The sequence below is a fragment of the Streptomyces sp. NPDC051776 genome, assembly GCF_040681345.1.
Classification (GTDB): domain Bacteria; phylum Actinomycetota; class Actinomycetes; order Streptomycetales; family Streptomycetaceae; genus Streptomyces.
Map to the genome: position 1 here is coordinate 1 of NZ_JBFAYQ010000036.1, position 24,767 is coordinate 24,767.

The following is a 24,767-nucleotide window of genomic DNA, read 5'->3' on the forward strand; positions in this document are numbered from 1 at the left end:
CCAAGCCCAAGGTCTCGCAGGCCCTGCAACTGACGTCCTACACCGAGGACATGAAGGCCCACGGCCTCGAACCCGCTTCCCAGCTCCTGGACATCAGGGGGAGCCCGGATGCGCCGCAGCGTGCGGTATACGCCATCGGGCGCCGTGCGCGCGGTTCGGCGTGAACTCGGCGCACCGTGCGAGGCCGTTCGTGTGAGGCGGCGGAAGGGATGCCGTAGGAGCCGTTCGTGCCGGACGGCCCGAGGGACGCGGCGCTTCCGCGGCCTCAGCGGGTGCCGACGGCCGCCCGCACGGCCCGCCGGGCCATGGCGCAGTCGTCGTACAGCCTGCGCAGCAGCAGCCTCTGCTCCTCGCCGGACGAGCCGGGCGCGGGAGGCGTGGCCGGTGCCGGCTCCTGCATCGTGCGGTGTACGGCCGTCTCGTACGTACGGATCTCCCGGGTGAGCACCAGCATCAGGTTCACCAGGAAGGCGTCCCGGGCGGCGGGTCCGGGGGCCTGGGCGATCTGACTGATCTGGCGCCGCGCCATGGGGGCGTCCCCGAGTACGGCCCATAGGGTGGCCAGGTCGTAGCCCGGCAGGTACCAGCCGGCGTGCTCCCAGTCGACGAGTGCCGCGCCCGCGGGGGAGAGCAGGAAGTTCGGGAGCTGGGCGTCGCCGTGGCAGAACTGGCCCTGGCTCTGCTTGCCGGAGGCGTGCGCCACCCCGTGAAGAAGCTTCTGCAGATCACCCATGTCACGATCGGTCAGCAGGCCGAGCTCGTGGTACCGGGTCAGGCGCCTCGCGTAGTCCAGCGGCGCGTCGAACATGCCCGCAGGGGGCCGCCACCGGTTCACGCGGCAGATCGCGCCGAGGGCCGCCCGTACGTCGGTACGCGGCGGGGCCTCCACCGGGTGCCTCTGCAGGGAGACGACCCGGCCCGGCACCCGCTCGATCACCAGGGCGCAGTTGTCCGGATCCGCGGCGATCAACCGGGGCACCCGCACGGGCGGGCGGTGCCGGACGAACGCGCGGTATGCCGTTATTTCATGACGGAACCGTTCCGCCCAGGCGGGGGAGTGGTCGAGTAAACACTTCGCGACGGCGGTCGTGCGGCCCGTGGTGCCGACGAGGAGCACTGAACGGCCGTTCCGCCGGAGGACCTGCACCGGGTTGAACTCCGGGCAGATGCGGTGCACCGACGCGATCGCGGTGCGGAGCTGTGCGCCCTGGGAGCCGGACAAGTCGATTCTCCCGCTGAGGGGCCCCGGTCCGAGCCCCGGCGCCCGCCGAACACGCCCGCCGATCGCCGCCCCCACGGCGTGGGTTGGGTCGAGGTACGGGCCACCGCCGGTCTGGTGCGTACGGTGCGGCCGGGGAGGGGCGGACACGGAGGACGATGCTGCGTGCATGGGCGATACAGATCCCTTCGTGTGCCGACGAGTTGTACGCGCGCTCCCGGATCCGGAGGGCCGGCCGCACCCTGGGGAATGCGATCGGGCTCCGGGCCGGGGAGGCGCGTTTCTAACAGACACCCGGCCGCGGGTGGCACACCATCTGGCGGACCCTGGCGAACCCTGGCGAATAGTCGCTTGGCCCGTGACGGGCGGTTACTGTCAACACAGCCGAGGAACCTGGGGGCTTGACGTGACCAAGGAACCCAACACCCGACTCTCGGATCTGTTCGGACTCACCGACTGGTCCAAGGGGGAGCTCGCGCGGTTGGTCAACCGGCAGGCGGCTGCCATGGGGTATCCGCAGCTGGCGACCGACACCTCGCGGGTGCGGCGTTGGATCGACACCGGCGAAGTGCCGCGCGATCCGGTGCCGAAGGTACTGGCGTCCTTGTTCACCGAGCGCCTCGGCCGTGTCGTGACCATCGAGGACCTCGGGCTCGCCAGACATGGGCGCGCAGGGAAGCGGCAGTCCACGGACGGGCTTCCGTGGGCGCCGGACCGAACAGCCGCGGTCCTCACCGAATTCACGGGAATGGACCTCATGCTCAACCGACGCGGCTTGGTGGGCGCGGGCGCCGCGCTCGCCGCAGGCTCAGCACTGACAAGCGCCATGTACGACTGGCTCCACACCGACCCCGCCCTCACGGCCGACCGCGTCAGGGGCGGCGCAATCCCGACCGCGGAACCCGCGGGGCACGACCGTTACGAGGCCGCTCCCGTCGGCTCGCAGGAGATCGAGGCGCTGGAGCGCTCCGTCGAGGTCTTCCGTGCCTGGGACGCGGCCCGCGGCGGCGGGCTACAGCGCAAGGCCGTGGTCGGCCAGCTCAACGAGGTGGGCGGCATCCTCGCCTACCGCCACCCGGAACACCTCCAGCGCCGGTTGTGGGGGGTGGCCGCCAACCTGGCCGTCCTCGCCGGCTGGATGTCCCACGACGTGGGCCTGGAGCCCACCGCACAGAAGTACTTCGTCATCGCGGCTCACGCCGCACGTGAGGGCGGCGACCGGCCGCGCGCCGCGGAGGCGCTGTCCCGGGCCGCCCGCCAGATGGTGCATCTGGGCCGTCCCGACGACGCCCTGGACCTGATGAATCTGGCCAAGTCCGGGGCGGGCGAACAGACCCTGCCGCGGACCCGGGCGATGTTCCAGACCATCGAGGCCTGGGCACAGGCGTCGAAGGGGCAGGTCCAGGCAGTGCACCGCACCCTCGGTGAGGCCGAGGAACTGTTCGTCTCGGACAAGGGCGATGTGCCGTCCCCGAGCTGGATGCAGCTCTTCAACGAGGCGGATCTGCACGGCATGGAAGGACTCGTGTACCGCACGCTCGCGGAGCACGATCCATCGGTGGCGTCCATCGCTCACCGTCACGCCAAGCAAGCACTGGACATGCGGGAGAACGGCCGTCAGCGCTCGCAGATCTTCGACCACATCTCGATCGCCTCGGCGTGCTTCATCGCCGACGACCCCGAACAGGCGGACCGCTACGCCCGGATGGCGCTCCTCAGCATCGGCGACACATCGTCCCACCGCACGTGGGACCGGTTGCGCGAGATGTACCGCCTGACAGGGCGCTACGCCGACTACTCCAGGATCGAGGATCTGCGCGAGGAGATCGAGCAGGCGCTTCCGAAGGCCCCGGGCAAGGCCGCCAAGGGGAACAGCGCTCGCGCTTGAGGTGGGCCCCAGCGTCAGTCGGCGGACAGCCCGTCCGTCGCGTTCTCGTGCATCTGACTCGAGGGCATCCGGCGGCTACGAGGGCATCCGGCGGCTACGAGGACGTTCGGTGAGCCGGGTCCGCACACCATGCGGAACCGGGAGCCTCTCCGTACGCCAACGCGTCGCTTGGTGCGGCCTGTTGGAGCGTCTCCCGCCTCAGCGCGATCCGCTGCTCAGGACTGCTCTGGCGGGAATGGAGCGCACCGAGAGCAGCGGCCGGGACTGCGGGTCAGGAGTGGGGACTTCCGGCCGGGGTCGCTCGTTCGGGCCCGGTGCTCCGTGGGCCCGTTCGGTGTCAACCGCCGCCGGGCCGGGATCCGTCAGCGTGTCACGACCCGATGCCAGGGAGCGCCTGTCGTGGCCGAGTGTCACGGTTGGGTGCGTGACCGGGTGTCGTGAGGGGGGCCGTGACCGGGTGCTGGCCGGGTGTCAGGTCCCCACCCGGGCCACCAGCACGCACGCGTCGTCCTCGCGCTCCGTGCCGCCACACTCCTCGACCACGATCCGTACACACTCCTGCGCACTGCGGGCCGCCGACAGTCGCGGCGCAAGGTCCAGTACGCGCTGTGCCCCCGTGGAGTCCTGGGACGGGTCGGAGGGGTCCGCGCCGTGCCACCGCGCAAGACCGTCGGTGTGCAGCACGAGCAGGTCGCCCGGGAGCAGTTGCTCCTCGCTCTGCCCGAACACCGCACCGGAGGCCGCTCCGAGGAGCATCCCCTCGGGCGCCGACAGTGCGCGCCCCGTCCCGTTGCGGAACAGCAGCGGGGCGGGGTGGCCCGCCTGCGACCACGTCAACGAACCGGTCTTCGGGTCGTACAGGCAGCACACCGCGCTGCCCAGCGCCGGCTGGGAGGCGGTGTCCAGCAGGTGATTGAGGCATCCCATCAGCTGGTCCGGGGTCACGCCCGCGACGGCCATCCCGCGCAGCGCCCCGAGCAGCATCGCCATGCCCGACGTCGCGGTCACACCGTGGCCGGTCAGGTCGCCGACGCTGAGGAGCGCCCGGCCGTCCGGCAGAGGCATCGCGTCGTACCAGTCGCCGCCGATCAGGGCGCCGGTCGCGCACGGCAGATAGTGCGCGGCCACATCGAGCGTGGCCGGACCGTCCAGCGTGGCGGGCCCGGCCGGCGTGGCGGGCCCGTCGAGTGTGCCCGGTCCGGTCCCGGGGAACCTCAACGAGCCGCGCCACGGCGGCAGTACGGCCTCCTGGAGCTCGACCGCGAGGCGGCGCTCGGTCTGCGCGGCATGCCGCTCGCGCTGCAGCCAGTCACGGCTCTCGTACACGGTCTGCTGGGTGCGGCGCAGTTCGCTGACGTCCCGCAGCACGGCCCACATGGAGGCCGTACAGCCGTCCGCGTCGAGCACCGGCTCACCCATCATGTGGACCGTGCGCTCGGCGCCGTCGGACCGGACGATTCTGAACTCCCCGTCGATCGGTTTCCCTTCGACCAGGCAATCGGTGACCATCGAGGTCAACTGCGGGTGATCCTCGGGGCGGACGAACGACGGCAGTTCGTCGAGGGAGAGCGCGCCCTCCTCGGGGTTCCGGCCGAAGATCCGGAACAGCTCCTCCGACCAGTCGACTTCATCCGCCAGCAGATTCCACTCGGCGCTGCCGACCCGGCTCAGCAGCGACTCCCTGCGGCCCTCCGGCGGCGCCGTCGGAAGAGGAATCGCCGGGGCCGCCGGGCCGCCGACCACCGGGGACTCCTCGGGCGGCAGCCCCTCGCGCAGCTGGCCGAGCTGCTGCCCCAAATCGTCGAGGTGGTGGACGGCAAGATCACAGAGAGCACGCCGCCATCGGAGCCCGGCGTCGGCCTCGTCCGAGACGGTGTCGCGGCGTACGGCATCGACACCGCCGCGTAGTCTCTCCGTCTGCGAGATCAGCGCATCGACCGCACCGCGCTCGGGCGGCTGAGCGGCGGATCGGTCCGTAGAACTGGGGGACGGCATTGCGTACTCCATTACCTGCGCGGCCGACTGAGACGTATGGGCCGGTTACGACTCTTGCACAGGGAGCGACGGCCCGTAAGGGATTTGGCAACACCCGTTTCGGTGGTGCTTCCGTCATATGACGCAGGCCTCCCGGCCCCGTACGGGCGCGCGAGGCGGGTCCAAGGGCGTCCGGACTCCGCGGAATTGATCCGTCCGGGTAGGCTGCGGCCCACGTGGCCCGGAAATCCTCGCCGTTCACCAGGCGTAGACCCTGGGACACCGGCAAGAATGCCGGTCGCGGGAAATCCCGTTGCCAGCGAACCCACCGCACCGGATGCTGACCTTATGTTCGATCCAGACATAGCGCCCAGCGGCACCCTGCTCGGCCTCCTGCAGCGAGGCCGCGGCGACGGGACCCTGCACGCCCTCGCGGCCCCGCGGGCCGAGGCGCTCGCCGCGCTGCACCACTGCGTGCTGCGCGACCCCCGGCGCGACTGGCAGATCGAGAACCGCTCCCTCTACTACGCCCGGCTCTGTCTCGACCTGGACGCCGGTCTCGAGGACATCGAGGCGCACCTCTTCCACGCGGACGACGTCGTCGACCACTCCGAGGAGCGCACCGGCCTCGCCCTCGCCGTCCTCGGCCACCTCGCCTCGTACGGACGCCGGGACGCTCTGCTGCTGCTCCGCCGCTATGCGGCCACGGGCTCCAACTGGACCTGGGCCCTCGACGAGCTCGCCCTCCGCGACGACGACACGGCCCTGCGCGCCCTCAGCACGCCGATCCTCGCAAGATTCCCGGCCACTCCCGAAGGAGAGACCGATCTCGCGGCCGCCGCGCGGGACGCCTTCGAGCCCCGCCCGTGGCGCCTCTGGGCGGAGAACCCCGACGACCCGGCCGGCGCCGCACGCGTACGGGCCGCTGGCGAGCAGGGCTGCTTCGATCGCTGGCAGCGCCAGCTCCGGCCCACCGGGCCCCGCCCCGGCTGGAGTGTCCGCGAGGTCCTCGAGTGGGCCCAGCAGGGCCTGGACCAGCACCCCTCCCAGCCGCGTCACATCGCGGCCGCCCGCTGCCTGACCGCCGTCGCGTCCCCCGAGGACCGCCCCGAGGTCGTGGAGGCCGCCCGCAGCGGCCCCGACGGCGCCCGTGGCGCCGCTCTCCGGTTCCTCGCCGAGCAGCAGGACTCCGAGGCGTTCGACCTGATCGACGCCGCGGTGGCGGACGGATCACCCGTGGTCGCGGACGCCGCCCTCGCGTCCTTCGAGCGCATGCGCAGTACGGCCGCGATCGCGCGCGCCCGCACCTGGGCCGGCCGCGATGACGCGCTGGGCAGCGCCGCCGCCTGCATGCTCGCCTGCCGCGGCGGTCAGCGCGACGCCGATCTCGTCCTCTCCGCGCTGCGCAGGACCGTACGGACCGAGGGAGCCGACGCGCCCGACCTCATGACGCTCGTCGACGGCACCGGCCGCCTGGCCATCGCCTGCGCCGCGCCCGTCCTCCGCCACATCTACCGCGAGACCGCCTCCTCGCACCTGCGCGGCCGGGCCGCCCGCGCCCTCGCCGTCACCGACCCGACGTTCGCCTCCGGCTTCGCCGTCGAGTGCCTGTGGGACTGCGAGGAGTCCACACGCGAGCTGGCGGCGCGCCACGCGGCGACCGGCGACCAGCGGGTCGTCGAGCGGCTGCGGCGGCTCGCGGCCGACCCGGCCGAGGAGGCGGAGGTCCAGACGGCAGTGCGCAGTCGGATCGGGCCCGATATGCCCGCCGTGTGACGACACCGGCAGGGGCGGGCTCCGCCTCTGTCCCGTGCGCGACGTACGGAGCGTGGATCGGGCCACGTGGATCGCTCTGCCGGTCAAGCCATCCCATGAGCGTTTCCACGGCCCGGGTCGGCGTCAGGGGCCGGGATCTTCAGGGCCGGGGGGACGCAGGATTCGCGGCCGGGATGCGGGGCCGGGGCCTCCGGCGCCCTCGCCCGCGCCCGCCCCGTCACAGCTACCGTCGGCGAGGAGGCGAGGGGGTACGGGCGCGAGCAGGCGGCACCACATCGGTGAGACGGTGCGGGCGCGCGCCTTCCGGCAAGGCCCCGCCGGCCCGGTCCGCGGCGCCATCTGCCGCGGCGGGACCCGCGGGCCCCCACCCCCGCCGCCCCTCCGCTGCGAGAATGGACGGATGACCGGACGCTGGGAGTTCTGGATCGACCGCGGCGGCACGTTCACGGATGTGATCGGACGGCGGCCCGACGGCCACCTGGTCACCCGCAAGCTGCTGTCGCACAACCCCGACCGGTACGAGGACGCCGCCGTCGCCGGAGTACGGCTCATGCTGGAGCTCCGGCCGGGCGAGCCGGTACCGGCCGAGCGGATCGCGGTCGTCAAGATGGGCACGACCGTCGCGACCAACGCCCTCCTCGAGCGCAGGGGCGAACCGACCGTACTCGTCGTCACCGAGGGCTTCCGCGACGCGCTGCGCATCGCGTACCAGAACCGGCCCCGCATCTTCGACCGCCGCATCCTCCTCCCCGAGGCGCTCTACGACCGGGTGATCGAGGTGCCCGAACGGGTCGGTGCACACGGTGACGTGCTCCGAGAACCCGACCTCGACGCCGTCGCGGGGTCGCTGCGCGCCGCGCGCGGGGACGGCTTCCGCAGCGCCGCCGTCGTCTTCCTGCACGGATACCGCCACGCCGCGCACGAGCGCGCCGTCGGCTCGCTCGCCGAGGAGCTGGGTTTCACGCAGGTGAGCTGCTCCCACGAGGTCAGCCCGCTGATGAAGCTCGTCCCGCGCGGTGACACCACCGTCGTGGACGCCTACCTGTCGCCGATCCTGCGCCGGTACGTCGACGGTGTCGCCAAGGAACTGCAGGGCACCCGGCTGATGTTCATGCAGTCCAACGGCGGTCTGCGCGAGGCGGCGCACTTCCGGGGCAAGGACGCGGTGCTCTCCGGGCCCGCCGGGGGCGTCGTCGGCATGGCGCGGTCCTCCGCCGAAGCGGGCCACGACCGTGTCATCGGCTTCGACATGGGCGGGACGTCGACCGATGTCTCCCACTACGCGGGGGAGTTCGAGCGGATCTTCGGCACCGAGGTCGCGGGCGTGCGCATGAACGCGCCCATGATGAACATCCACACCGTCGCCGCGGGCGGCGGCTCTGTCCTCCACTTCGACGGCAGGCGCTACCGTGTGGGCCCCGACTCCGCCGGTGCCGTCCCCGGGCCGGCCTCCTACCGCGGCGGTGGACCGCTGACCGTGACCGACGCCAATGTGATGCTCGGGCGCGTCCAGCCGGCCCACTTCCCGGCCGTGTTCGGGCCGGGCGGCGACGAGCCGCTCGACACCGGGACCGTGCGCGAGAAATTCACCGCTCTCGCCCGGGAGGCCGCACAGGCGACCGGTGACGACCGCAGCCCCGAGGAGGTCGCCGCCGGATTCCTCGACATCGCCGTGCTCAACATGGCCAACGCCGTCAAGAAGGTCTCCGTGCAGCGCGGCCACGACGTCACCCGGTACGCCCTCACCAGCTTCGGCGGCGCGGGCGGCCAGCACGCCTGCGCGGTCGCCGACGCCCTCGGCATCTCCACCGTCGTCGTCCCTCCGCTGGCCGGACTGCTCTCCGCGTACGGGATCGGGGTCGCGGACGCCACCGCCATGCGTGAGCAGGCCGTGGAGGCCGAGTTCCGCGAGGACGCCATGGAGCGCATCCGCGGGGTGTGCGACCGGCTCGCCGCGCAGACGCGTGACGAACTCCTCGCCGACGGCGTCCCCGAGGACACCGTCGCCACCTCGGCACAGGTGCACCTGCGGTACGCGGGCACGGATGCCGCCATCGCCGTCCCGCTGGACACCGCGGATGCGATGCGCGAGGAGTTCGTAACGGCCCATCGCAGCCGCTACGCGTTCACCATGGACAAGCCGCTCGTCGCCGAGGCCGTGTCGGTCGAGGCCGTCGGCTCCTCGGGGGACACCGCGACGTACGCCGTCGAACTCCCGCCGCGCGAAGGAGAGTCCGGTCCGGCGGAGGCCCGGCCCGCCGCGACGGTACGGATGTTCAGCGAGGGCCGCTGGCAGGACACCCGACTCCACGAACGCGCGCACCTGCGCGCCGGAGATCAGGTCACCGGACCGGCCATCGTCGCCGAGGACGACGCCACCACCGTCGTCGAACCGGGCTGGCGGGCCACCGCACGCGAGCACGGGCACCTGGTTCTCACCCGCGTCCGGCCCCGCCCCGGGACGGCAGCGATCGGCACGGACGTCGACCCGGTCATGCTGGAGGTCTTCAACAGCCTCTTCATGTCGATCGCCGAGCAGATGGGGCTGCGACTGGAGCACACGGCCCACTCCGTCAACATCAAGGAGCGGCTCGACTTCTCCTGCGCGCTCTTCGACGCCGAGGGCAACCTCATCGCCAACGCCCCGCACATACCCGTCCACCTCGGCTCGATGGGCGAGTCCATCAAGGAGGTGCTGCGGCGCAGGCGCGAGGAGGGTGCGATGCGCCCGGGCGACGTGTACGCGATCAACGACCCGTACCACGGCGGCACGCATCTGCCCGATGTCACCGTCGTCACCCCGGTCTTCGACGAGGAGGGGGAACGGCTGCTCTTCCTCGTCGCGTCGCGCGGGCACCACGCCGAGATCGGCGGCATCACCCCCGGTTCCATGCCCGCCTTCAGCCGCACCATCGAGGAGGAGGGCGTCCTCTTCGACAACTGGCTTCTCGTACGGGACGGGCGGCTGCGCGAGGAGGAGACGCGCGAGCTGCTGACCGCAGGCGCGTACCCCTCCCGTGCCCCGGACGCCAACCTCGCCGACCTGCGCGCCCAGATCGCGGCCAACGAGAAGGGCATCCGCGAACTGCGGCGCATGATCGAGGAGTTCGGGCTCGATGTGGTGCAGGCGTACATGGGGCACGTGCAGGACAATGCCGAGGAGTCCGTCCGCCGCATCCTCGCCGGCCTCGACGACGGCTCGTACCGCTATGAGACCGACGCGGGCGCCGTCATCCGCCTCGACCTGCGCGTGGACCGCGAGGCCCGCAGCGCCGTCCTGGACTTCGCCGGGACCTCGCCGCAGCAGCCCGGCAACACCAACGCGCCCAGCTCGGTGGTGATGGCCGCCGTCCTCTATGTGTTCCGGACACTCGTCGCCGAGGACATCCCGCTCAACAGCGGCTGTCTGAAGCCTCTGGAGGTCCGCATCCCGGAGGGTTCGATGCTCGCGCCCACCCACCCGGCCGCGACCGTCGCGGGCAATGTCGAGACCTCGCAGGCGGTGACGGGCACGCTGTACGCGGCGCTCGGCATCCAGGCCGAGGGCTCCGGCACCATGAACAACGTCACTTTCGGCAACGACCGTGTGCAGTACTACGAGACCGTTGCCAGCGGCTCCGGCGCCGGCGACGGCTTCGACGGGGCCGACGCGGTCCAGACGCACATGACCAACTCGCGGCTGACCGACCCCGAAGTCCTGGAGTGGCGCTATCCGGTGCGCGTGGAGAGCTTCGAGGTACGGGAGGGCAGCGGCGGCCGCGGCCGCCGGCGGGGCGGAAACGGGGTCACACGCCGGATCCGGTTCCTGGAGCCGATGACCGTCGCGCTGCTCACCGGGCACCGGCGGGTCGCCCCGTACGGGATGGCGGGTGGTGAGCCGGGAGAGCTGGGCTCGAACACGATCGAGCGCACCGGCGGCACGACCGAGTCGCTGAAGGGCTGCGACGTGGCCGATGTGGCGGCGGGTGACGTCCTCGTCGTACGGACGCCCGGGGGCGGCGGCTACGGCAGGCCGGGCGGGCACTGACACGGCATCGCCTCCCGTGGCCGGGAGTCTCCGGAGTGGCGATGGTGGCCCGGCTCACTGCGGGTGGGGCGCGATGAACGACGCGAGGGCTCCCAGAGCCTGGAGGACCTGGTCCGCGCTGGGTGTTGCAGCAGGATCGAGCAGCCATTGCAGCATCAGGCCCTCGGTCAAGGCGATGAGCACCGAGGCCATGATCTCGGCGGGCACCGAGAGGTCCACGCCGGCTTCTGCGCAGCACCAACTGATCAGCGCTGCACCGGTCTTGCGGGTCTCGGCCAGGTGGACGGTGAGTTGGGTGCGCAGTTCGGCCGAGCGCAGGGCGGGTGGGAAGGCCTCGATGCAGCCGACGATGGCGGGGCGCATCTCGTCGAAGGCGTCGATCATCGCGGCGAGCGCCAGTTTCAGCTGCTCGCGGGGGTCGGCTCCCGGCGCTGCGGATACCGCCTGCTCCACGCGTTCGCTCCACGCCCGGAAACACTCGGCGAGCGCGGCATTGAGCAGAGCCTCCTTGCCTCCGAAGTGGTAGCCGATGGAGGCGAGGTGTGTTCCCGAAGCGGTGGCCAGGTCACGGGCGGACGTATGGGCATAGCCCTTGTCCTGCAGGCAGGCCACGGCCGCGGCGAGCAGCCTGTCGCGCGGAGTCCCGGCGGACTGTTGCTTTTGCACGACCGCATGATACATATGTACGTCCGTCAATGACGAACGTACATATACGGAGGTTCGATGTCCGTGCTTCCTCCCGGCTCAGCGATACCGAGCCCCTTCCAGGTCTTCCGGCTCGTCCGTGACCCCATGCGCTTCTTCGAAGGCCGCCGGCGCCGATACGGCCCCGTCTTCCGCGCTCCGGTCTTCAGGATCGCCTGGTTCCGTCCGCCGCGGGAGGTCTTCGTCGCTACCGCCGAACTGGCCGAACGCGTCTATGCCACCGATGCCGGCGGCGGCCGGGCCGGAGAAACACGGCGCGACTTCATGGCCCCCGCGGTCGGTGAGCACTCCCTGCTGAGCCTGGACCACGAACCCTGGCAGCGGCACCGCAAACTGCTCACGCCTCCGCTGCGCGCCAGAACGATCGCCGGATACCGCGACGACATCGGCAGGATCGCGGCGCAGAACATCAGCCAGTGGCCGGTGGGCCGCCCCTTTCCCCTGCGGGACCGGATGCAGGAGATCACCCTGGAGGTGATCATGCGGCTGGTGTTCGGTATCACCGACAGCGAACGGCTGGACCGGCTGCGCCCGTTGCTGCACACGCTCGCCGACCCGGGCGGTCCGTACACCCTCATGCTGATGTCGGCGGCGGCACGAGACCGGGTCCTCGGCTCCCGGCTGCTCCGGCGGATGCCCTTTCTGCCCACGACCCGGTTCCTCGCGGCTCGCGACGCGGTGGACGAGCTGTTGTACGAGGAGATCGCCCGGCGCCGCGCCGAGCCGCAGGAGAACGCCACTGACGTGCTGTCACGACTGCTGGCGGCGCGGGACGACGAGGGCCGGCCCATGACCGCCCAAGAGCTCCGGGACGAGCTGATCACCATGCTCGAGGCCGGACACGAGACCACCGCGACCGGCCTGGCCTGGACGTTCGAGCGTCTTCTGCGCAACCCGCAGGTGCTCGGCAGACTCCGCACCGAACTCGACCGTGGCCAGGAGGGCTACCTGGACGCAGTGGTGAAGGAGGGACTCCGCACCCGGCCCGTGGTGTACGCGGCTCCCCGCCTGCTGGACGCTCCGCTCGAGCTCGGCGGCTACCGGGTGCCTGCCGGCTGGGCGGTCGGCCCGGCCATCCCGCTCATCCACCATGACCCGACGGCCTTCCCCGAACCTTGCGCATTCCGTCCCGAGCGATTCCTCGGCGACGGCGCCGGCGCGGCCAACAGGTCGTGGATGCCCTTCGGCGGTGGCCGTCGCTACTGCGTGGGTGCCCAGCTCGCCCTCCTGGAAATGCGCGTGATCATCCGCGAGGTCCTCGAGCGGATGGACCTGACCGCCGAAGACCCGGAACCGGAACGGCCGCTCATCCGGCACGTCACCCTCGTGCCGTCCCGCCTGACCACCGTTACTGCGCGACCACGCGCCGGCATGTGAGGCCGTACCCGGGAGGAGGCCGATCCGTGCGTCCTGGCCCGCACCGACACCCGCATCACTTCCCTGCTCGGTCCGGACGAGCCCGACGCCAGTGCCGGAGACCCCGCCGCAACAGCACTCCGGGCCGGCATTCGCCACAGCACTCCGGGCCCGCATTCGCCACAGCACGGCGGGCCGCCGCCACCGCAGCGGGTTTCGACGGTCCCAGCGGTCGCACCCCTGCGCTGAGCCGACGATCGGTACGCCCGTGTCCAACGCCGGTTGGGAGCCGCGGCTTTCCGGGCCTGTCGACTCACACCGGCGCCGGCAGGACCTCAGCGCGGCCGTACCGGCAGGAAGCGGATCGGCGTACCGGGCACGGCCTGCGCGGCGGCGTCGAGGCGGCTCTCCGGCACCACACCGACCACCGGGTAGCCACCCGTCGTCGGATGGTCCGCGAGGAAGACGACCGGGCGGCCGTCCGGAGGCACCTGGACCGCGCCCAGCACCATGCCTTCGCTGGGGAGTTCACCGTCCCGCGCCCGCTCCAGCGGCGGCCCGACCGTACGCAGCCCGATGCGGTTGCCCGCGAGGGAGACCCGGTAGTCGCCGGTGGCCAGGGTGCGCAGGGCGGCCGGGGTGAACCAGTCGTCCCGCGGTCCGAGCAGGACGGGGAGCACGAGTTCGGCCGGAGGCCGCTGCCAGGGAACGGTGTCCGTGCCGGCGGTTGCCCGTCCGTCCACGTCGCCGAGCGGCAGCACGGTGCCCCGGCTGAGCGGCGGCGGGCCGAGGCCGGAGAGGAGGTCGGACGAACGGCTGCCCAGCACGGGTTCGACCGCGACGCCGCCCGCGAACGCCAGGTAGCTGCGCACGCCGTGGGTCGCGGCGCCGGCCCGCAGAGCGCCACCGGCCGGGACCCGTACCGCCGTTCCCCAGGCGACCGGCCGTCCGTCCACCGTGACCGGACAGGGTGCGCCCGTCACGGCGACCGTGACGGCACCGCGGGAACGTACGGCGCAGCCCCCCAGAGTCGTCTCCAGGGTGGCGGCCTCGTCGGGGTTGCCGACGAGACGATTGGCCAGCCGGTGCGCGCCGCGGTCGAGTGCCCCGGCACGGCTGACTCCCAGATGGGCATGGCCGGGACGACCCAGATCCTGAAGGGTGGTCAGCGGGCCGGGGTCGACGATCTCCAGCTCCCGGTCGCTCATCCGCGGCTCTCCGGAACGGACGCCGGTCCGTGCTCGTCCGCCGGGCGCCGTGGCGCCGGCGCGGAGCCCCGGTCCTCGGCCGGTTCGGGGACGAACCGGACGCGGGTGCCGGGCGCCAGCAGTGCGGCGGGTTCGCGCACGGGGTCCCAGAGCACGGCGTCGGTCGTCCCGATGAGCTGCCAGCCCCCGGGGGAGGAGCGGGGGTATACACCCGTGTACGTCCCGGCCAGGGCGACCGCTCCGGCCGGGACCTTCGTTCGCGGTGTGGAGTGCCGCGGCACATGGCACGTGTCGGGCAGTCCGGTGATGTAGCCGAAGCCCGGGGCGAACCCGCAGAAGGCGACCCGGAATTCGGTCCCGGAGTGGATCCGGGCGACCTCGTCCTCGGTCACCCCCCAGTGGCCGGCGACGGACGCGAGATCGGGGCCGTCGTAGCGGACGGGGATCTCCACGGCCGTCTCCCGGCCGCGGGCGATGGGCGGAATCCGCCAGCGTGTCAGCTCGGCGGCGAAGGCCCCGGGATCGGCGAGTCCCGTGATGAGCACGGTTCGCGCGGCGGGGACGATCTCGCGGACGGGAGGGAGCTCGTCGAGGGTGCGGCGGCGGAGCAGTTCGGCGTGGAGCGCTTCGACCTCCTCACCGCTGCCGAGTTCGAGGAGCAGCCCGTGCTCGCCGGCAGGGAGCGCCCTCACGTGCGGCGCTTCCGGGGGGAGGGCGTTCATGCGAAGCCCCTGACGCGTACCCCTGCCGCTTCGAGCTTCGCGCGGACCGCCTGGGCCAGCCGCGTCGCCCCCGGGGTGTCGCCGTGCAGGCAGAGCGAACGGGCGCGGACGGTGACGCGCTGCCCGTCGAGCGCAGTCACCTCGCCGTTCACGGCCAGGCGTACGGATCGGTCGATCACCGCGGCCGGATCGCTGACGACCGCGCCGGGCAGACGCCGGGAGACCAGGGTGCCGTCCGCGGTGTAAGCGCGGTCGGCGAACGCCTCGGCGACGACCGGCAGTCCGGCCTTCTCCGCGGCGGCGTGGAGCCGGGAGCCGGGCAGGCCGAGTACGGGCAGGGCGGCGCCGGTGAGGCATACGCCGTCGACCACGGCCGCCGCCTGTTCCTCATCGGCGACGACGCGGTTGTAGAGCGCGCCGTGCGGTTTGACGTAGGTCACGCGCGCGCCCCCCGCACGTGCGAAGACCTCCAGCGCGCCGATCTGGTAGGCGATCTCGTCGGCGAGCTCCTCGGGCGGTACGTCCATGGGGCGGCGGCCGAAGCCGGCGAGATCGCGGTAGGAGACCTGGGCGCCGATGCTCACCCCGCGCTCGGCGGCGAGCGCGCACACCCGGCGCATGGTCGTCGGATCCCCGGCGTGGAATCCGCAGGCGACGTTGGCACTGGTGACGACGGAGAGCAGACCGTCGTCGTCGGTGAGACTCCACCGGCCGAACCCCTCACCGAGGTCGGCGTTGAGGTCGATCACCGCATCGCTCATACGTCCTACGCTCCCCAAGTGCCGGGCCGCCTCGCTCGGTTGAGCCCGGACGGACCCAGTGGTGGGCACGCCCGCCCAGCACACGCGCCCGCGTGGCGCACGGTCCCCGCCCCCCGTGGCGACGCATGGAACCGACCGTGCCGCGGAAACTGTCCCCGAAGGGGCGGCCGGGCGTCCGGATGTCCGCAACAACGTAGCGGATCGTTGAACGATCCCACAAGAGGCGTGTTGTCTTGCTCCCAGGTCGTGGGATTGACTCCCCCTGGCAGCGCGATCGCACGGAGCCCGGCGAGGGCGGAACAAGGAGGTGTGCCGTGGCCGACGGGGACGAGCGCCGGCTCGTGGAGGCGGCCGGTCTCGAGGAGGACCGGGCCCTGCTGGGCCGTACGAGCACGGCCGAACGGGTCGCCGCCATCCTGCGGGACCGGATCGCCGAGGGCTACTTCCCGCCCGGCACCCGGCTCTCGGAGGAGAACATCGGCGGTGCCCTCGGCGTCTCCCGCAACACCCTCCGGGAGGCCTTCAGGCTCCTCACCCACGAGCGGTTGCTGGTGCACGAACTCAACCGCGGCGTGTTCGTCCGAGTGGTCACGATCGAGGGCCTGCTCGACATCTACCGGGTCCGGAAACTCGTCGAATGCGCAGCGGTGCGCGGACTGGGAGACGCGTCCTCGCGGCTCGATGCCCTCGAAGCGGCGCTCGCGGCGGGCGAGAAGGCGGCCCGTGACCAGTCCTGGCAGGACCTGTCGACCGCCAACATCCGCTTCCACCAAGCGGTCGTCGCCCTCGCCGAGAGCCCGCGGCTGGACGAGCTGATGCGCGGCGTGCTGGCCGAACTCCGGCTGGTCTTCCACGTCATGGCCGATCCGCGCCGCTTCCACGAGCCGTATCTGGCCCGCAACCGGCAGATCCTGGGGGCGCTGCGGGCAGGGGACACCGCACAGGCGGAACGGATGCTCGCGGTGTACCTGGACGACTCGCGGGCGCAGCTGTCAGAGGCGTATTCGCGGAGGGTCGCGGAGATGTGACGGCGGCTGCGCGGAGCCGCGGGATCCCTTTGCGGCGGCCTCGACCGACCCGGACAACAGGCCCGTACGACAGACCTGTGCGACAGGCCCGTACGACAGGCCCGTCAGAGATGTGAAGAATGCGCCAAAAGTGCCATATGTCCGCACTCTCGTCCCGGAGTTGTCGCCGGGACACCGGTCCGGGTCCGCGCCGTTTCGTCCGTTGTCGGTCCCACCACCTAATCTGTGCGTCGTGACATCTCCAGCCCCGGCGGGCGTTCCGCCCCAGTTCAACGGGTCCGCCCGGCCGGCACCCGGCCCGGCCGCCGACGAGGGGCTGGCCCGGCGCCTGCGCGCGCTCGCATGCACCGCGCCGTTGCACGATCTCGACGCCCGCAAGGCCAATCTCGCGGGCGAGTACTCCGTCTACGCAATGGCAGAGGTCGCCCTCTCCGCCATCGATCTCGTCACGCTCCACATGGACTTCGACACCGGCGCCGACCACGAGGAGATAGTGGCCAGGCTGCTGCCGCGCGTTGCGGCCCAGGCTCCCGCCCGGCCCGCCGCCGAGCACGACCGGGTGGCCCGCTGGGTGCTGGAGAACCTCATCAACGTCGGCAGCGTGGACCGCGGATTCCGTGCCGTCTACGGCACGTTCGGGCCCGACGGCGCGTATGTCCGCCGCGACTACGACTTCAAGCTCATCGAAGAGGTGCCGGGCCCGGGCGGCAGCGTCTATCTGCGCACCACGGACGAGGCGGTCAACGTCCTGGTGGGCGCGCTCGACACGGATGTGACCAGCGCCCAGATCGCCGCCGAGGTGAAGCTGGAGGTGCTGATCAGCCGCGGGCGCCTGGCAGATGCCCAACTGGCGGCCGAGCAGGCCCGCTACCGCACCGTCCAGTACGCGGAGGCGCTGCGCAGAACCCTGGAGGCGACCCGTCGCAACGTCCGCGCCGTCGACTGGCTCTCCGCCGTACCCGACATGATCGCCGAGGCGCTCGACCACGTCGCCGACCGCTACCGCCACGAGAACGCGATCCTGACCAACATCCGCCGCGCGCGCGACGAGGCGGAGGAGGCGGAGCACAAGCGCCGCGCCGCCGAACTGGTCGACATCGTCAAGGACTGCATCCGCCGCCACACCCAGCTGCAGTCCCGGCTGCTGGAGGCCGGGCCGCTGTTCCGGGCCGAGCAGGACCGCCAGGCGTTCGCCACTCGCGCGGCCGGCTCCGGACTCGACCTCTACGGTCAGCTCGTGGCGCCCGTCCTCCCGCTGCCGGTCGGGCAGGCGACGCGGGTCACCGACGCCTTCTTCGCCCGCGGCACGGGCCTGCGCACGCCACCGGCAGTGCGGTTGGGCGATCTGGTGGACCTGCTGATGACCCCGCCCGTCGAGCGGGAGCACCTGGGCGCGGAGATGCCCGAGCCGGATCTGGTCGCCACTCCGGACGACAGCCGGTTCAGCGAGGAGCAGCTCGCCTCCGCGCTGGAGCTTCTCGACCTCCCGGCCGACGCACCGCGCCGGCTGTCCGGGCTGCTCGCCGACGCCCGCCGCCGCGACCCCGAACTCCCTTACCTGGTGGCGCTGCTGGCGGTGCACGCCGCGAGCCCCCCGGTCGGGACGGCCTACCGGCAGGGCGAGCAGCAGCTCCTGTTCGCCGTCGACGACGGTACGGAGCTCGACGACCCGGAGTTCGGTGGCGCCGACCTGATCGTCGGCACGGCCCTTCTGGACGCGGCCGGCATGGCGGCGGACCGATCGGAGGCCGCGTAGGTGCCGGACAGCGTCAAGACCGTGTTCTGTGAGGAGTTGTGTCCGTGACCGGCGAGTTCGATGACGACGGCCTCTCCGTCCCCACCCCGGAGGGCGAGTGCGCGGGCAGCCGCGCCCGCGCCGCCGGTGTGACGCCCGCGGACGCGGCCGACGCCGCGCGGCTCGTCGCGTTCGGGCTGCAGCCCAAACTCGTCCCCGCGCGTGACGCGGAGTACGCCGGGCTGCTGCGGCGCCACCGTGACGACCCGGCCTTCGCGCGTCTCGCCGACGCGGTCGCGGCAGGTCTCGGCCTCGTCGTCCTGGAGGTCTCCACCCGCGCCGGTATGGCCGTGACCGCCGCCGAGGACTCCGTCTTCGCGGTCCGCATGGGCGACTACGCGCGCCGCGCCTCCTCCGACTCCGGTGACCGCTTCCTGCACGGACTGGCCCATCTCGCCGTCGCCGCCCTGGCGTTCCCGCGCCCCGAGGACCTCTCCGACGACGGCTACATCGGCCGTATCACCGTCAACGGCGTCGACGCGTTCGTCCGCCAGGCCTGCCGCCGGCTCGAGGAGCGGGCCGAGGCGTCCGGCGAGAACACCGACCCCGCCACAGGCGCCCCCGGACTGGAGGCCGCCTGGCGCGTCTGGGCCCGCCGCAGCGCCACCGGCGCGACCAAGGACGCCCGGAGGCTGTCCGGTTCGACCACGGGAATCGTCGGCAAGGCCGTGGCCTTTCTCACCGATTCCGGGTTCCTGCAGCGCACCGGGGACGACTCCGGTGGCGCGTACCGCACGACCGCGCGCTACCAGCTCCAGGTCCGCGACATGGCGGGCAGCGCGGCCATGACCGAACTGCTCGAACTCGGCGTCGTGCCGGTGACCGACGGCACCGCGAGCCTCGTCCCGGCCGACGACACCGACGACCTCGGCCCGGTCGCCGACGCCGGTCTGCCCTTCCACTCCTGATCCCCGTCGCCCGCCCCGTTCCCGACCGTACGACTCGACCCGCCCCCCCCACGACCGTACGAAGCCCCACGACCCTACGAAGACAACGAGAGTCCGCCGCCATGTACGAGCTGTCCCGGGTCCGCCTCTACTCCATCGGGCCTGCCGGTGCGCGCTACGCCGACACCGTGCTCGACCTGCGCGGTGTGGGCGAACCCGTGACCGACCCGGCGCCCACCCAGGCCGACTTCTTCGAGGACGAGCCGACCGGGCCGCCGCGGCGTCCCGCCCCGGCAGGCGTGCTGTTCCTGGAGAACGGCGGCGGCAAGTCCGTTCTGCTGAAGCTGATCTTCTCGGTGATGCTGCCCGGCCACCGCAACACCCTCGGCGGCGCCAGCTCGGGCGTGCTGCGCAAGTTCCTGCTGGCCGACGACTGCGGCCATGTCGCCCTGGAGTGGCAGCACACCCTGACCGGTGAGTGCGTGGTCGTCGGCAAGGTCAGCGAGTGGAGGGGCCGCCAGGTCTCCGGTGACCCGCGGAAGTTCGCCGAGGCGTGGTACTCCTTCCGGCCCGGCCCCGGGATGTCCCTGGACTCGCTTCCCGTGGCCGAGTCCACCGCGGTACGGCCGCCCGTCGAGGGCGCCTCCGGAGCGCAGGGCCGCCGCCGGACGATGAAGGGGTTCCGGGACGCCATCACCGAGGCGGGCAAGGCGTATCCGAATCTGGACGTCGTCTGGGAAGAGATCCACGAGCGCTGGAACGAGCACCTCGGCGGCCTCGGGCTCGACCCCGAACTCTTCCGCTACCAGCGGGAGATGAACGCCGACGAGGGCGAGGCGGCGGGTCTCTTCGCCGTCAAGAACGACTCCGACTTCACCGATCTGCTGCTGCGGGCCGTCACCGACACGCGCGACACCGACGGACTCGCCGACCTCGTGCACGGTTTCGCGCACAAACTGGGGCGGCGGGCCGAGCTGACGGCGGAGCGCGAATTCACGGCCGGTTCGCTGGACCTGCTCTCCCGGATCACCGAGGCCGCGGAACAGCGCGAGCAGGCGCGCGATGTGCACGCCGGGGCCGAACGCCGCACCCGTACGCTCGCCCGCCGGCTCTCCGCCCGCGGCGCCGAGGAGCGGGGGCGCTCCGCGGACCTGGCCCAGCAGGTGACCACGGCCGCGCGCACGGCCTCCGAGGCAGAGGAGGCCCAGGGCCGCTGCCGGCTCATCGCGGCCGAACTCGCCTACCGGCACGCCTCGCTGGCACTCGCCGCAGGTGAGAAGGCGGCCTCGGCTCAGCGCCGCGAACTGAGCGACGCCCGGACGTTGCACTCCGCATGGCAGGCCGCCGAGATCGTGCTGCGGCACCGGGCCGCCGCAGACCGTTCGGCGCGCGTTGCCGCGGCGATCCGCGAAGCCGAGCGGGACGCGGCCCCGGCCCTCGCCGCGCGCGCGAAGGCCGCCTCCGATCTCGTACGCGCCCTGCACGCGGCGGCTGAGGAGGGCGAGCGGCTCGCCAACGAGGAGGAGGATCGCTCGACCGGCCTGCAGCAAGCGAGTGAGACGGCCCATCGCGACGCCACGGCCGCCGCCACCGGCGCCCAGCGGGCCCGCAGCGAAGCCGAACACCTGCGTCAGCGGCTGGCGGAGGTTGAGCAGGAGACCGCGGAGGCCGTACGGGCAGGCTGGCTCGACGTGCCCCGGCAGTCCGCGGACGGTGATTCCGGGGCTCCCGATGCGGACCCGGCCCGCGCGGCACTCGCCGCAAGCGACGCCGAGAGGTCGGCGGTCGCCTCCGCGGACGCGGCCCGTGAGACCGCCCGGCAGGCCGCGGACCGGGCAAAGGAGGCGGCCGCGGAGCAGAACCGCGCGGAGCTGGCGGCGGCCCGTGCGGAAGACGCGGCCGAGGCGGCGGATTCCGCTTATGCCGCGGAGCGGCGCGCGGCCGAGTCCATCGGCGCGGAGGAGCGGCTGGCCGAACTGCTGAGCCTTCCGCCGTCCCCGCCCGCGGCGGCGCTGCCCCAGCCCCGCCGCGCGGACGAGCCGGTGGCCGGGGCACGCGGCGGGCATTCCGGGAGCGCTGCGGCCGCGAACTCCCGCCCCGTACACGGAACTTCGGCCCCCACCGGGGCAGGCGCAGCGCCGGGCGTCGCCGGGGGCGGCGACGGCGGTTCGGCGACACAGGACGAGCCGGACGCCGGGCAGCGTGGAGTACGGGACGCCGTGCGGGACGGTGGCGTGGTCGGCCGATGCCAACAGGCCGCAGCGGACGGCCACCCTGCCGCGACCGCGGACGGCCACCCCGGCGCGGCGACGGAAGGCGCCGCCACTGATGCGGTAGGCGGGGAGGGGCCGGACCGGTCCTCGCACGCCTCCGCCGCAGCCGCGGCCTCCGCCGCAGGGCTCACCGCCGAGGGCTCGGTCGACGCCGACGCGACGGAGAGCGCACCCACCGCGTCGATCAGCGGTCACGCGCAGGATCGCGGTGACGCGCCGGACTCGCGCCTCCCCGCAGCCACCGGCCAGGGCAGGCCGGTCGCCGACGGACCGCTGGGCGCCGAGGAGTTGGACCGGAACGCCGAGGCGCTCCAGGAGATGCTGGAGGACGCCGTCGCCTCCGTCGAGCGCCACCTCTTCGACCTGCGCACGGCCGCCGCCGACGACGCCCGCATCCTCGGGGCGCTCGGTAACGGCGGACTGCTCCCGGCGGGCCCCGACGTCCTGGCCGCGGTGGAGTACCTCGGCGAACACGGCATCCCCGCGCTCCCCGGCTGGCGTTACCTGGCCCAGGCCGTCGATCCGGCCGACCACGCGACCGTCCTCGCCGCCCGTCCCGAACTGGTCGACGGCGTGATCATCACCGATCCGGGAACGCACGCCCGAGCCCGGGAGGTGCTCGCCCGAGCCTCGCTCCTGCCGCGGTCCGCCGTCGCCGTCGGCACGTCCGCCGCACTGCTCGCGCCCGCCCCCGGGCCCGGGGCCGAGGGCAGCGCCGTGTTCCTCGTCCCGCCGAACCCGGCGATGCACGACGAGCGCGCCGCCGACACCGAGCGTGAGGCGCTGCGCGCCCGCGCGGCCGAACGCGAAGAGGAGATCCGGGCGTTGGCGGCCCGGCTCGCCACCGACCGCGCCCTCGCCGCGCGGCTCTCCTCCTGGCGTACCGGCTGCGCCCCGGGCCGTCTGGCCGAGCTGGCCGAGGCCGCCCATGCGGCGGGCGAGGCCGCGGCAGCGGCCCGGGACGTGCTGGCGGAAGCCCGCACGGCGCGCGCCGAGGCGGACGAGATCGCGGCCGAGGCGGCACGGGTCCGCGACGAGCGGCAGGAGGCCGCGCAGCGTGCCCGCCGCTCCGCCGACGCGCTGGCCGGGCTCGCCTTCCGGCTGCGCGAACGCGCCTCCTGGCAGGCCCGGTCGCGCGAACTGGCCGAGGAGGCCACCGAGTCGGAGGCCCGCGCGACGGCGTTCCTGGAGCGGGCGAGGGCGGCGGACGAGGACCGCAGAGCCGCCCAGCGCGCCGCCGACGACGCCCGCCGCACCGCCCGCGCCCTGCGGGCCGAGCGCGCCGAGATCGCGGGCGCGCCCGACGACACCCCCGAGGCCCGGGCGCCCGGTGCCTCGTTGCCCGCGCTCCGCGAGGCGTACCGCGCGGCCTCGCAGCTCTACGAGAAGGTGGGCGTGGGCGCCGATCTGCGCGCGGAGCAGGCGAGGGCGGAGAGCGACGAGTCCGCGGCCCTGGCCGCACTCGCCCGGCTCACCAACAAGGTCCGCATCCGAGCCGCTCAGCTCCTCGAAGGGACGGAAGGCGCCGACGGCCCGTCCCGCCAGGCCGCGGCAGCCCGGGCCGAATCCCTCGTCCAGATGCTGGAGTCGCGTGCCTCGGCCGCCAGCGAGCAACTCGGCCGCTTGCGCGGTGAGGCCGAACGGCACGCCCCGGACGAGGGGGAGGCCCACACGGATCTGCCCGAGGGGCTGGTCCCCGCCGACGCCGACCACGCAAGAGAACTGCTGCGCGGGGCCACCGCAGAGCTGGCGACTCGTACCGAGGCCCTGGAGAACGCCCGCGCCGTGCACGCCGGACTGCTGCGCGAGCACCGGGCGGCCGAGGACGCCGCGGGGGGCTTCGACGAACTCGCCGCGCTGCTGCGCGATCTGCTCCGGGACGGCCACCAGGCGGCCGAGCAGGACGGGGAGGCGCCCGAGCCGTACGGCGGCAGCCTGGAGGAGGCTCGGCACACCGCGGGCGAGGCGCGCCGCTCGCTGCGCGGCTGTGCGGCTGACCTGGCATCGGCCGAGTCCGCGGTGCGCGAGGCGAGCGACGTACTCGTACGGCACGCCAACTCCACCCGCTACGAACAGGTGCGGACCCCCGCTCGTCAGCAGATCCGGGAGCTGCCCGCCTCCGCCTTGCCCGAGCATGCCGCGGCCTGGGCCGAGGCCTTCGCCCCGAGGCTGCGCGTCCTGACCGACGAGCTGGTCCAGTTGGAGCGCAACCGCGACAGTATCGTCGACCGGCTCCGCGGACTCGTGGAGTCCTCGCTCGCCACGCTCCGCTCGGCTCAGCGCCTCTCCCGCCTCCCGGAGGGGCTGGGGGAGTGGTCGGGACAGGAGTTCCTGCGGATCCGGTTCGAGGATCCCGACCAGGCCACGCTCACCGAGCGTCTCGGCGAGGTCATCGATGAGGCGACCCGCGCCGCCGTGAGAAAGAACTCGGACCTGCGCCGCGACGGGATGTCCCTGCTGCTGCGCGGGGTCGCGGCCGCGCTGCAGCCGCGCGGGATCGCGGTCGAGATCCTCAAGCCCGACGCGGTGCTGCGTGCCGAGCGCGTGCCGGTCGGGCAGATGGGCGACGTCTTCTCCGGAGGCCAGCTCCTGACCGCCGCCATCGCGCTGTACTGCACGATGGCCGCGCTGCGCAGCAACGATCGGGGGCGCGACAAGCACCGGCACGCGGGCACCCTGTTCCTGGACAACCCCATCGGCCGCGCCAACGCCACATATCTGCTGGAGCTGCAGCGGGCCGTCGCGGACGCGCTGGGCGTCCAGCTCCTCTACACCACCGGCCTGTTCGACACCACGGCCCTGGCCGAATTCCCGCTGGTGATCCGGCTGAGAAACGATGCCGACCTGCGGGCCGGCCTGAAGTACATCAGCGTCGAGGAGCATCTGCGCCCGGGACTGCCGCAGCAGACCGAGGGCGAGGACGCGGCGCACGGGGAGATCACCGCGACCCGGATGTTCAAGCGCCCGCCGGTCCCGGCGGAGTGACCGTACGGGCGCGTGACGGCAGGATCCGCGTGACGGCAGGATCCGCGCCCGTACGGGCACACCGGGCCGGGTTCTGCCCCGCGGGGCCGGTGCCGTACGAGATCATGGGCGTATGGGGAGGAGTCACCGCAAGCCGGGTGCCGGTACGGCTGCTGCCGGCACG

Annotated in this window: 14 protein-coding genes and 1 pseudogene; 9 read left to right on the forward strand and 6 right to left on the reverse strand. The window is 73.0% G+C overall.

Annotated elements, in window-relative coordinates; all coding sequences use genetic code 11:
• A pseudogene (locus AB0M26_RS23950) lies at nucleotides 1–95 on the forward strand (GntR family transcriptional regulator); the annotation flags it as partial.
• A gap of 170 nt (nucleotides 96–265) precedes the next feature.
• Here AB0M26_RS23950 and AB0M26_RS23955 read toward each other — a convergent pair.
• A complete protein-coding gene (locus AB0M26_RS23955; RefSeq protein WP_365263872.1) occupies nucleotides 266–1,390 on the reverse strand; it encodes an aminoglycoside phosphotransferase family protein in 1,125 nt (374 codons plus the stop codon).
• Between the two features lie 235 nt (nucleotides 1,391–1,625).
• Here AB0M26_RS23955 and AB0M26_RS23960 point away from each other — a divergent pair, with 235 nt between their 5' ends.
• Nucleotides 1,626–3,107, forward strand: coding sequence for a hypothetical protein (locus AB0M26_RS23960; RefSeq protein WP_365263873.1), 1,482 nt, complete (start codon nucleotides 1,626–1,628; stop codon nucleotides 3,105–3,107).
• Nucleotides 3,108–3,578: 471 nt separating this feature from the next.
• Here the strand turns inward: AB0M26_RS23960 and AB0M26_RS23965 are convergent, their stop codons facing one another.
• Nucleotides 3,579–5,102, reverse strand: coding sequence for a SpoIIE family protein phosphatase (locus AB0M26_RS23965; protein WP_365263874.1), 1,524 nt, complete (start codon nucleotides 5,100–5,102; stop codon nucleotides 3,579–3,581).
• Between the two features lie 327 nt (nucleotides 5,103–5,429).
• On the opposite strand from AB0M26_RS23965, the gene AB0M26_RS23970 reads away from it, so the two are divergent.
• Nucleotides 5,430–6,857, forward strand: a complete 1,428-nt coding sequence (locus AB0M26_RS23970) for a HEAT repeat domain-containing protein (protein ID WP_365263875.1) — start codon at nucleotides 5,430–5,432, stop codon at nucleotides 6,855–6,857.
• Between the two features lie 400 nt (nucleotides 6,858–7,257).
• Entirely contained in the window at nucleotides 7,258–10,884 is a 3,627-nt protein-coding gene (locus tag AB0M26_RS23975) for a hydantoinase B/oxoprolinase family protein (RefSeq protein WP_365263876.1), read from the forward strand.
• A 54-nt stretch (nucleotides 10,885–10,938) separates the two neighbouring features.
• Here the strand turns inward: AB0M26_RS23975 and AB0M26_RS23980 are convergent, their stop codons facing one another.
• Complete coding sequence (locus tag AB0M26_RS23980; protein WP_365263877.1) at nucleotides 10,939–11,550, reverse strand: TetR family transcriptional regulator; 612 nt, start codon at nucleotides 11,548–11,550, stop codon at nucleotides 10,939–10,941.
• A gap of 57 nt (nucleotides 11,551–11,607) precedes the next feature.
• On the opposite strand from AB0M26_RS23980, the gene AB0M26_RS23985 reads away from it, so the two are divergent.
• Complete coding sequence (locus AB0M26_RS23985) at nucleotides 11,608–12,966, forward strand: cytochrome P450 (RefSeq protein ID WP_365263878.1); 1,359 nt, start codon at nucleotides 11,608–11,610, stop codon at nucleotides 12,964–12,966.
• Between the two features lie 314 nt (nucleotides 12,967–13,280).
• On the opposite strand, the gene AB0M26_RS23990 is transcribed toward AB0M26_RS23985, so the two are convergent.
• Genes AB0M26_RS23990 through AB0M26_RS24000 form a run of 3 tightly spaced genes read right to left on the reverse strand, consistent with a single transcriptional unit; the run spans nucleotide 13,281 to nucleotide 15,636 of the window.
• A complete protein-coding gene (locus AB0M26_RS23990) occupies nucleotides 13,281–14,153 on the reverse strand; it encodes a biotin-dependent carboxyltransferase family protein (protein ID WP_365263879.1) in 873 nt (290 codons plus the stop codon).
• Nucleotides 14,150–14,875: an allophanate hydrolase subunit 1 gene (locus tag AB0M26_RS23995; protein ID WP_365263880.1), complete on the reverse strand. Its 726-nt coding sequence runs from the start codon at nucleotides 14,873–14,875 to the stop codon at nucleotides 14,150–14,152. Before AB0M26_RS23995 ends, AB0M26_RS23990 begins: the two co-directional genes overlap by 4 nt.
• Nucleotides 14,872–15,636, reverse strand: a complete 765-nt coding sequence (locus AB0M26_RS24000) for a 5-oxoprolinase subunit PxpA (protein WP_365263881.1) — start codon at nucleotides 15,634–15,636, stop codon at nucleotides 14,872–14,874. Before AB0M26_RS24000 ends, AB0M26_RS23995 begins: the two co-directional genes overlap by 4 nt.
• A gap of 314 nt (nucleotides 15,637–15,950) precedes the next feature.
• Here AB0M26_RS24000 and AB0M26_RS24005 point away from each other — a divergent pair, with 314 nt between their 5' ends.
• The 4 genes from AB0M26_RS24005 (at nucleotide 15,951) to AB0M26_RS24020 (ending at nucleotide 24,604) form a co-directional block, all read left to right on the forward strand.
• Entirely contained in the window at nucleotides 15,951–16,664 is a 714-nt protein-coding gene (locus tag AB0M26_RS24005; RefSeq protein ID WP_365263882.1) for a GntR family transcriptional regulator, read from the forward strand.
• Between the two features lie 232 nt (nucleotides 16,665–16,896).
• On the forward strand, nucleotides 16,897–18,420 hold the full coding sequence (locus AB0M26_RS24010; protein ID WP_365263883.1) for a hypothetical protein: 1,524 nt from the start codon (nucleotides 16,897–16,899) through the stop codon (nucleotides 18,418–18,420).
• Nucleotides 18,421–18,548: 128 nt separating this feature from the next.
• Nucleotides 18,549–19,367 carry a hypothetical protein gene (locus AB0M26_RS24015; protein ID WP_365263913.1) on the forward strand — a complete coding sequence of 273 codons (819 nt, stop codon included), beginning with the start codon at nucleotides 18,549–18,551 and terminating at the stop codon, nucleotides 19,365–19,367.
• Nucleotides 19,368–19,468: 101 nt separating this feature from the next.
• The gene (locus tag AB0M26_RS24020) at nucleotides 19,469–24,604 is read left to right on the forward strand and encodes a hypothetical protein (protein WP_365263884.1); all 5,136 of its coding nucleotides are present in this window, start codon (nucleotides 19,469–19,471) and stop codon (nucleotides 24,602–24,604) included.
• Nucleotides 24,605–24,767: the final 163 nt, after the last annotated feature.

Coding starts and splice junctions, on each gene's coding strand:
- AB0M26_RS23955 (WP_365263872.1), bottom strand. CDS start 1,390: ATGCACGCAGCATCGTCCTCCGTGTCCGCCCCTCCCCGGCCGCACCGT.
- AB0M26_RS23965 (WP_365263874.1), bottom strand. CDS start 5,102: ATGCCGTCCCCCAGTTCTACGGACCGATCCGCCGCTCAGCCGCCCGAG.
- AB0M26_RS23970 (WP_365263875.1), top strand. CDS start 5,430: ATGTTCGATCCAGACATAGCGCCCAGCGGCACCCTGCTCGGCCTCCTG.
- AB0M26_RS23975 (WP_365263876.1), top strand. CDS start 7,258: ATGACCGGACGCTGGGAGTTCTGGATCGACCGCGGCGGCACGTTCACG.
- AB0M26_RS23985 (WP_365263878.1), top strand. CDS start 11,608: ATGTCCGTGCTTCCTCCCGGCTCAGCGATACCGAGCCCCTTCCAGGTC.
- AB0M26_RS23990 (WP_365263879.1), bottom strand. CDS start 14,153: ATGAGCGACCGGGAGCTGGAGATCGTCGACCCCGGCCCGCTGACCACC.
- AB0M26_RS23995 (WP_365263880.1), bottom strand. CDS start 14,875: ATGAACGCCCTCCCCCCGGAAGCGCCGCACGTGAGGGCGCTCCCTGCC.
- AB0M26_RS24000 (WP_365263881.1), bottom strand. CDS start 15,636: ATGAGCGATGCGGTGATCGACCTCAACGCCGACCTCGGTGAGGGGTTC.
- AB0M26_RS24020 (WP_365263884.1), top strand. CDS start 19,469: ATGTACGAGCTGTCCCGGGTCCGCCTCTACTCCATCGGGCCTGCCGGT.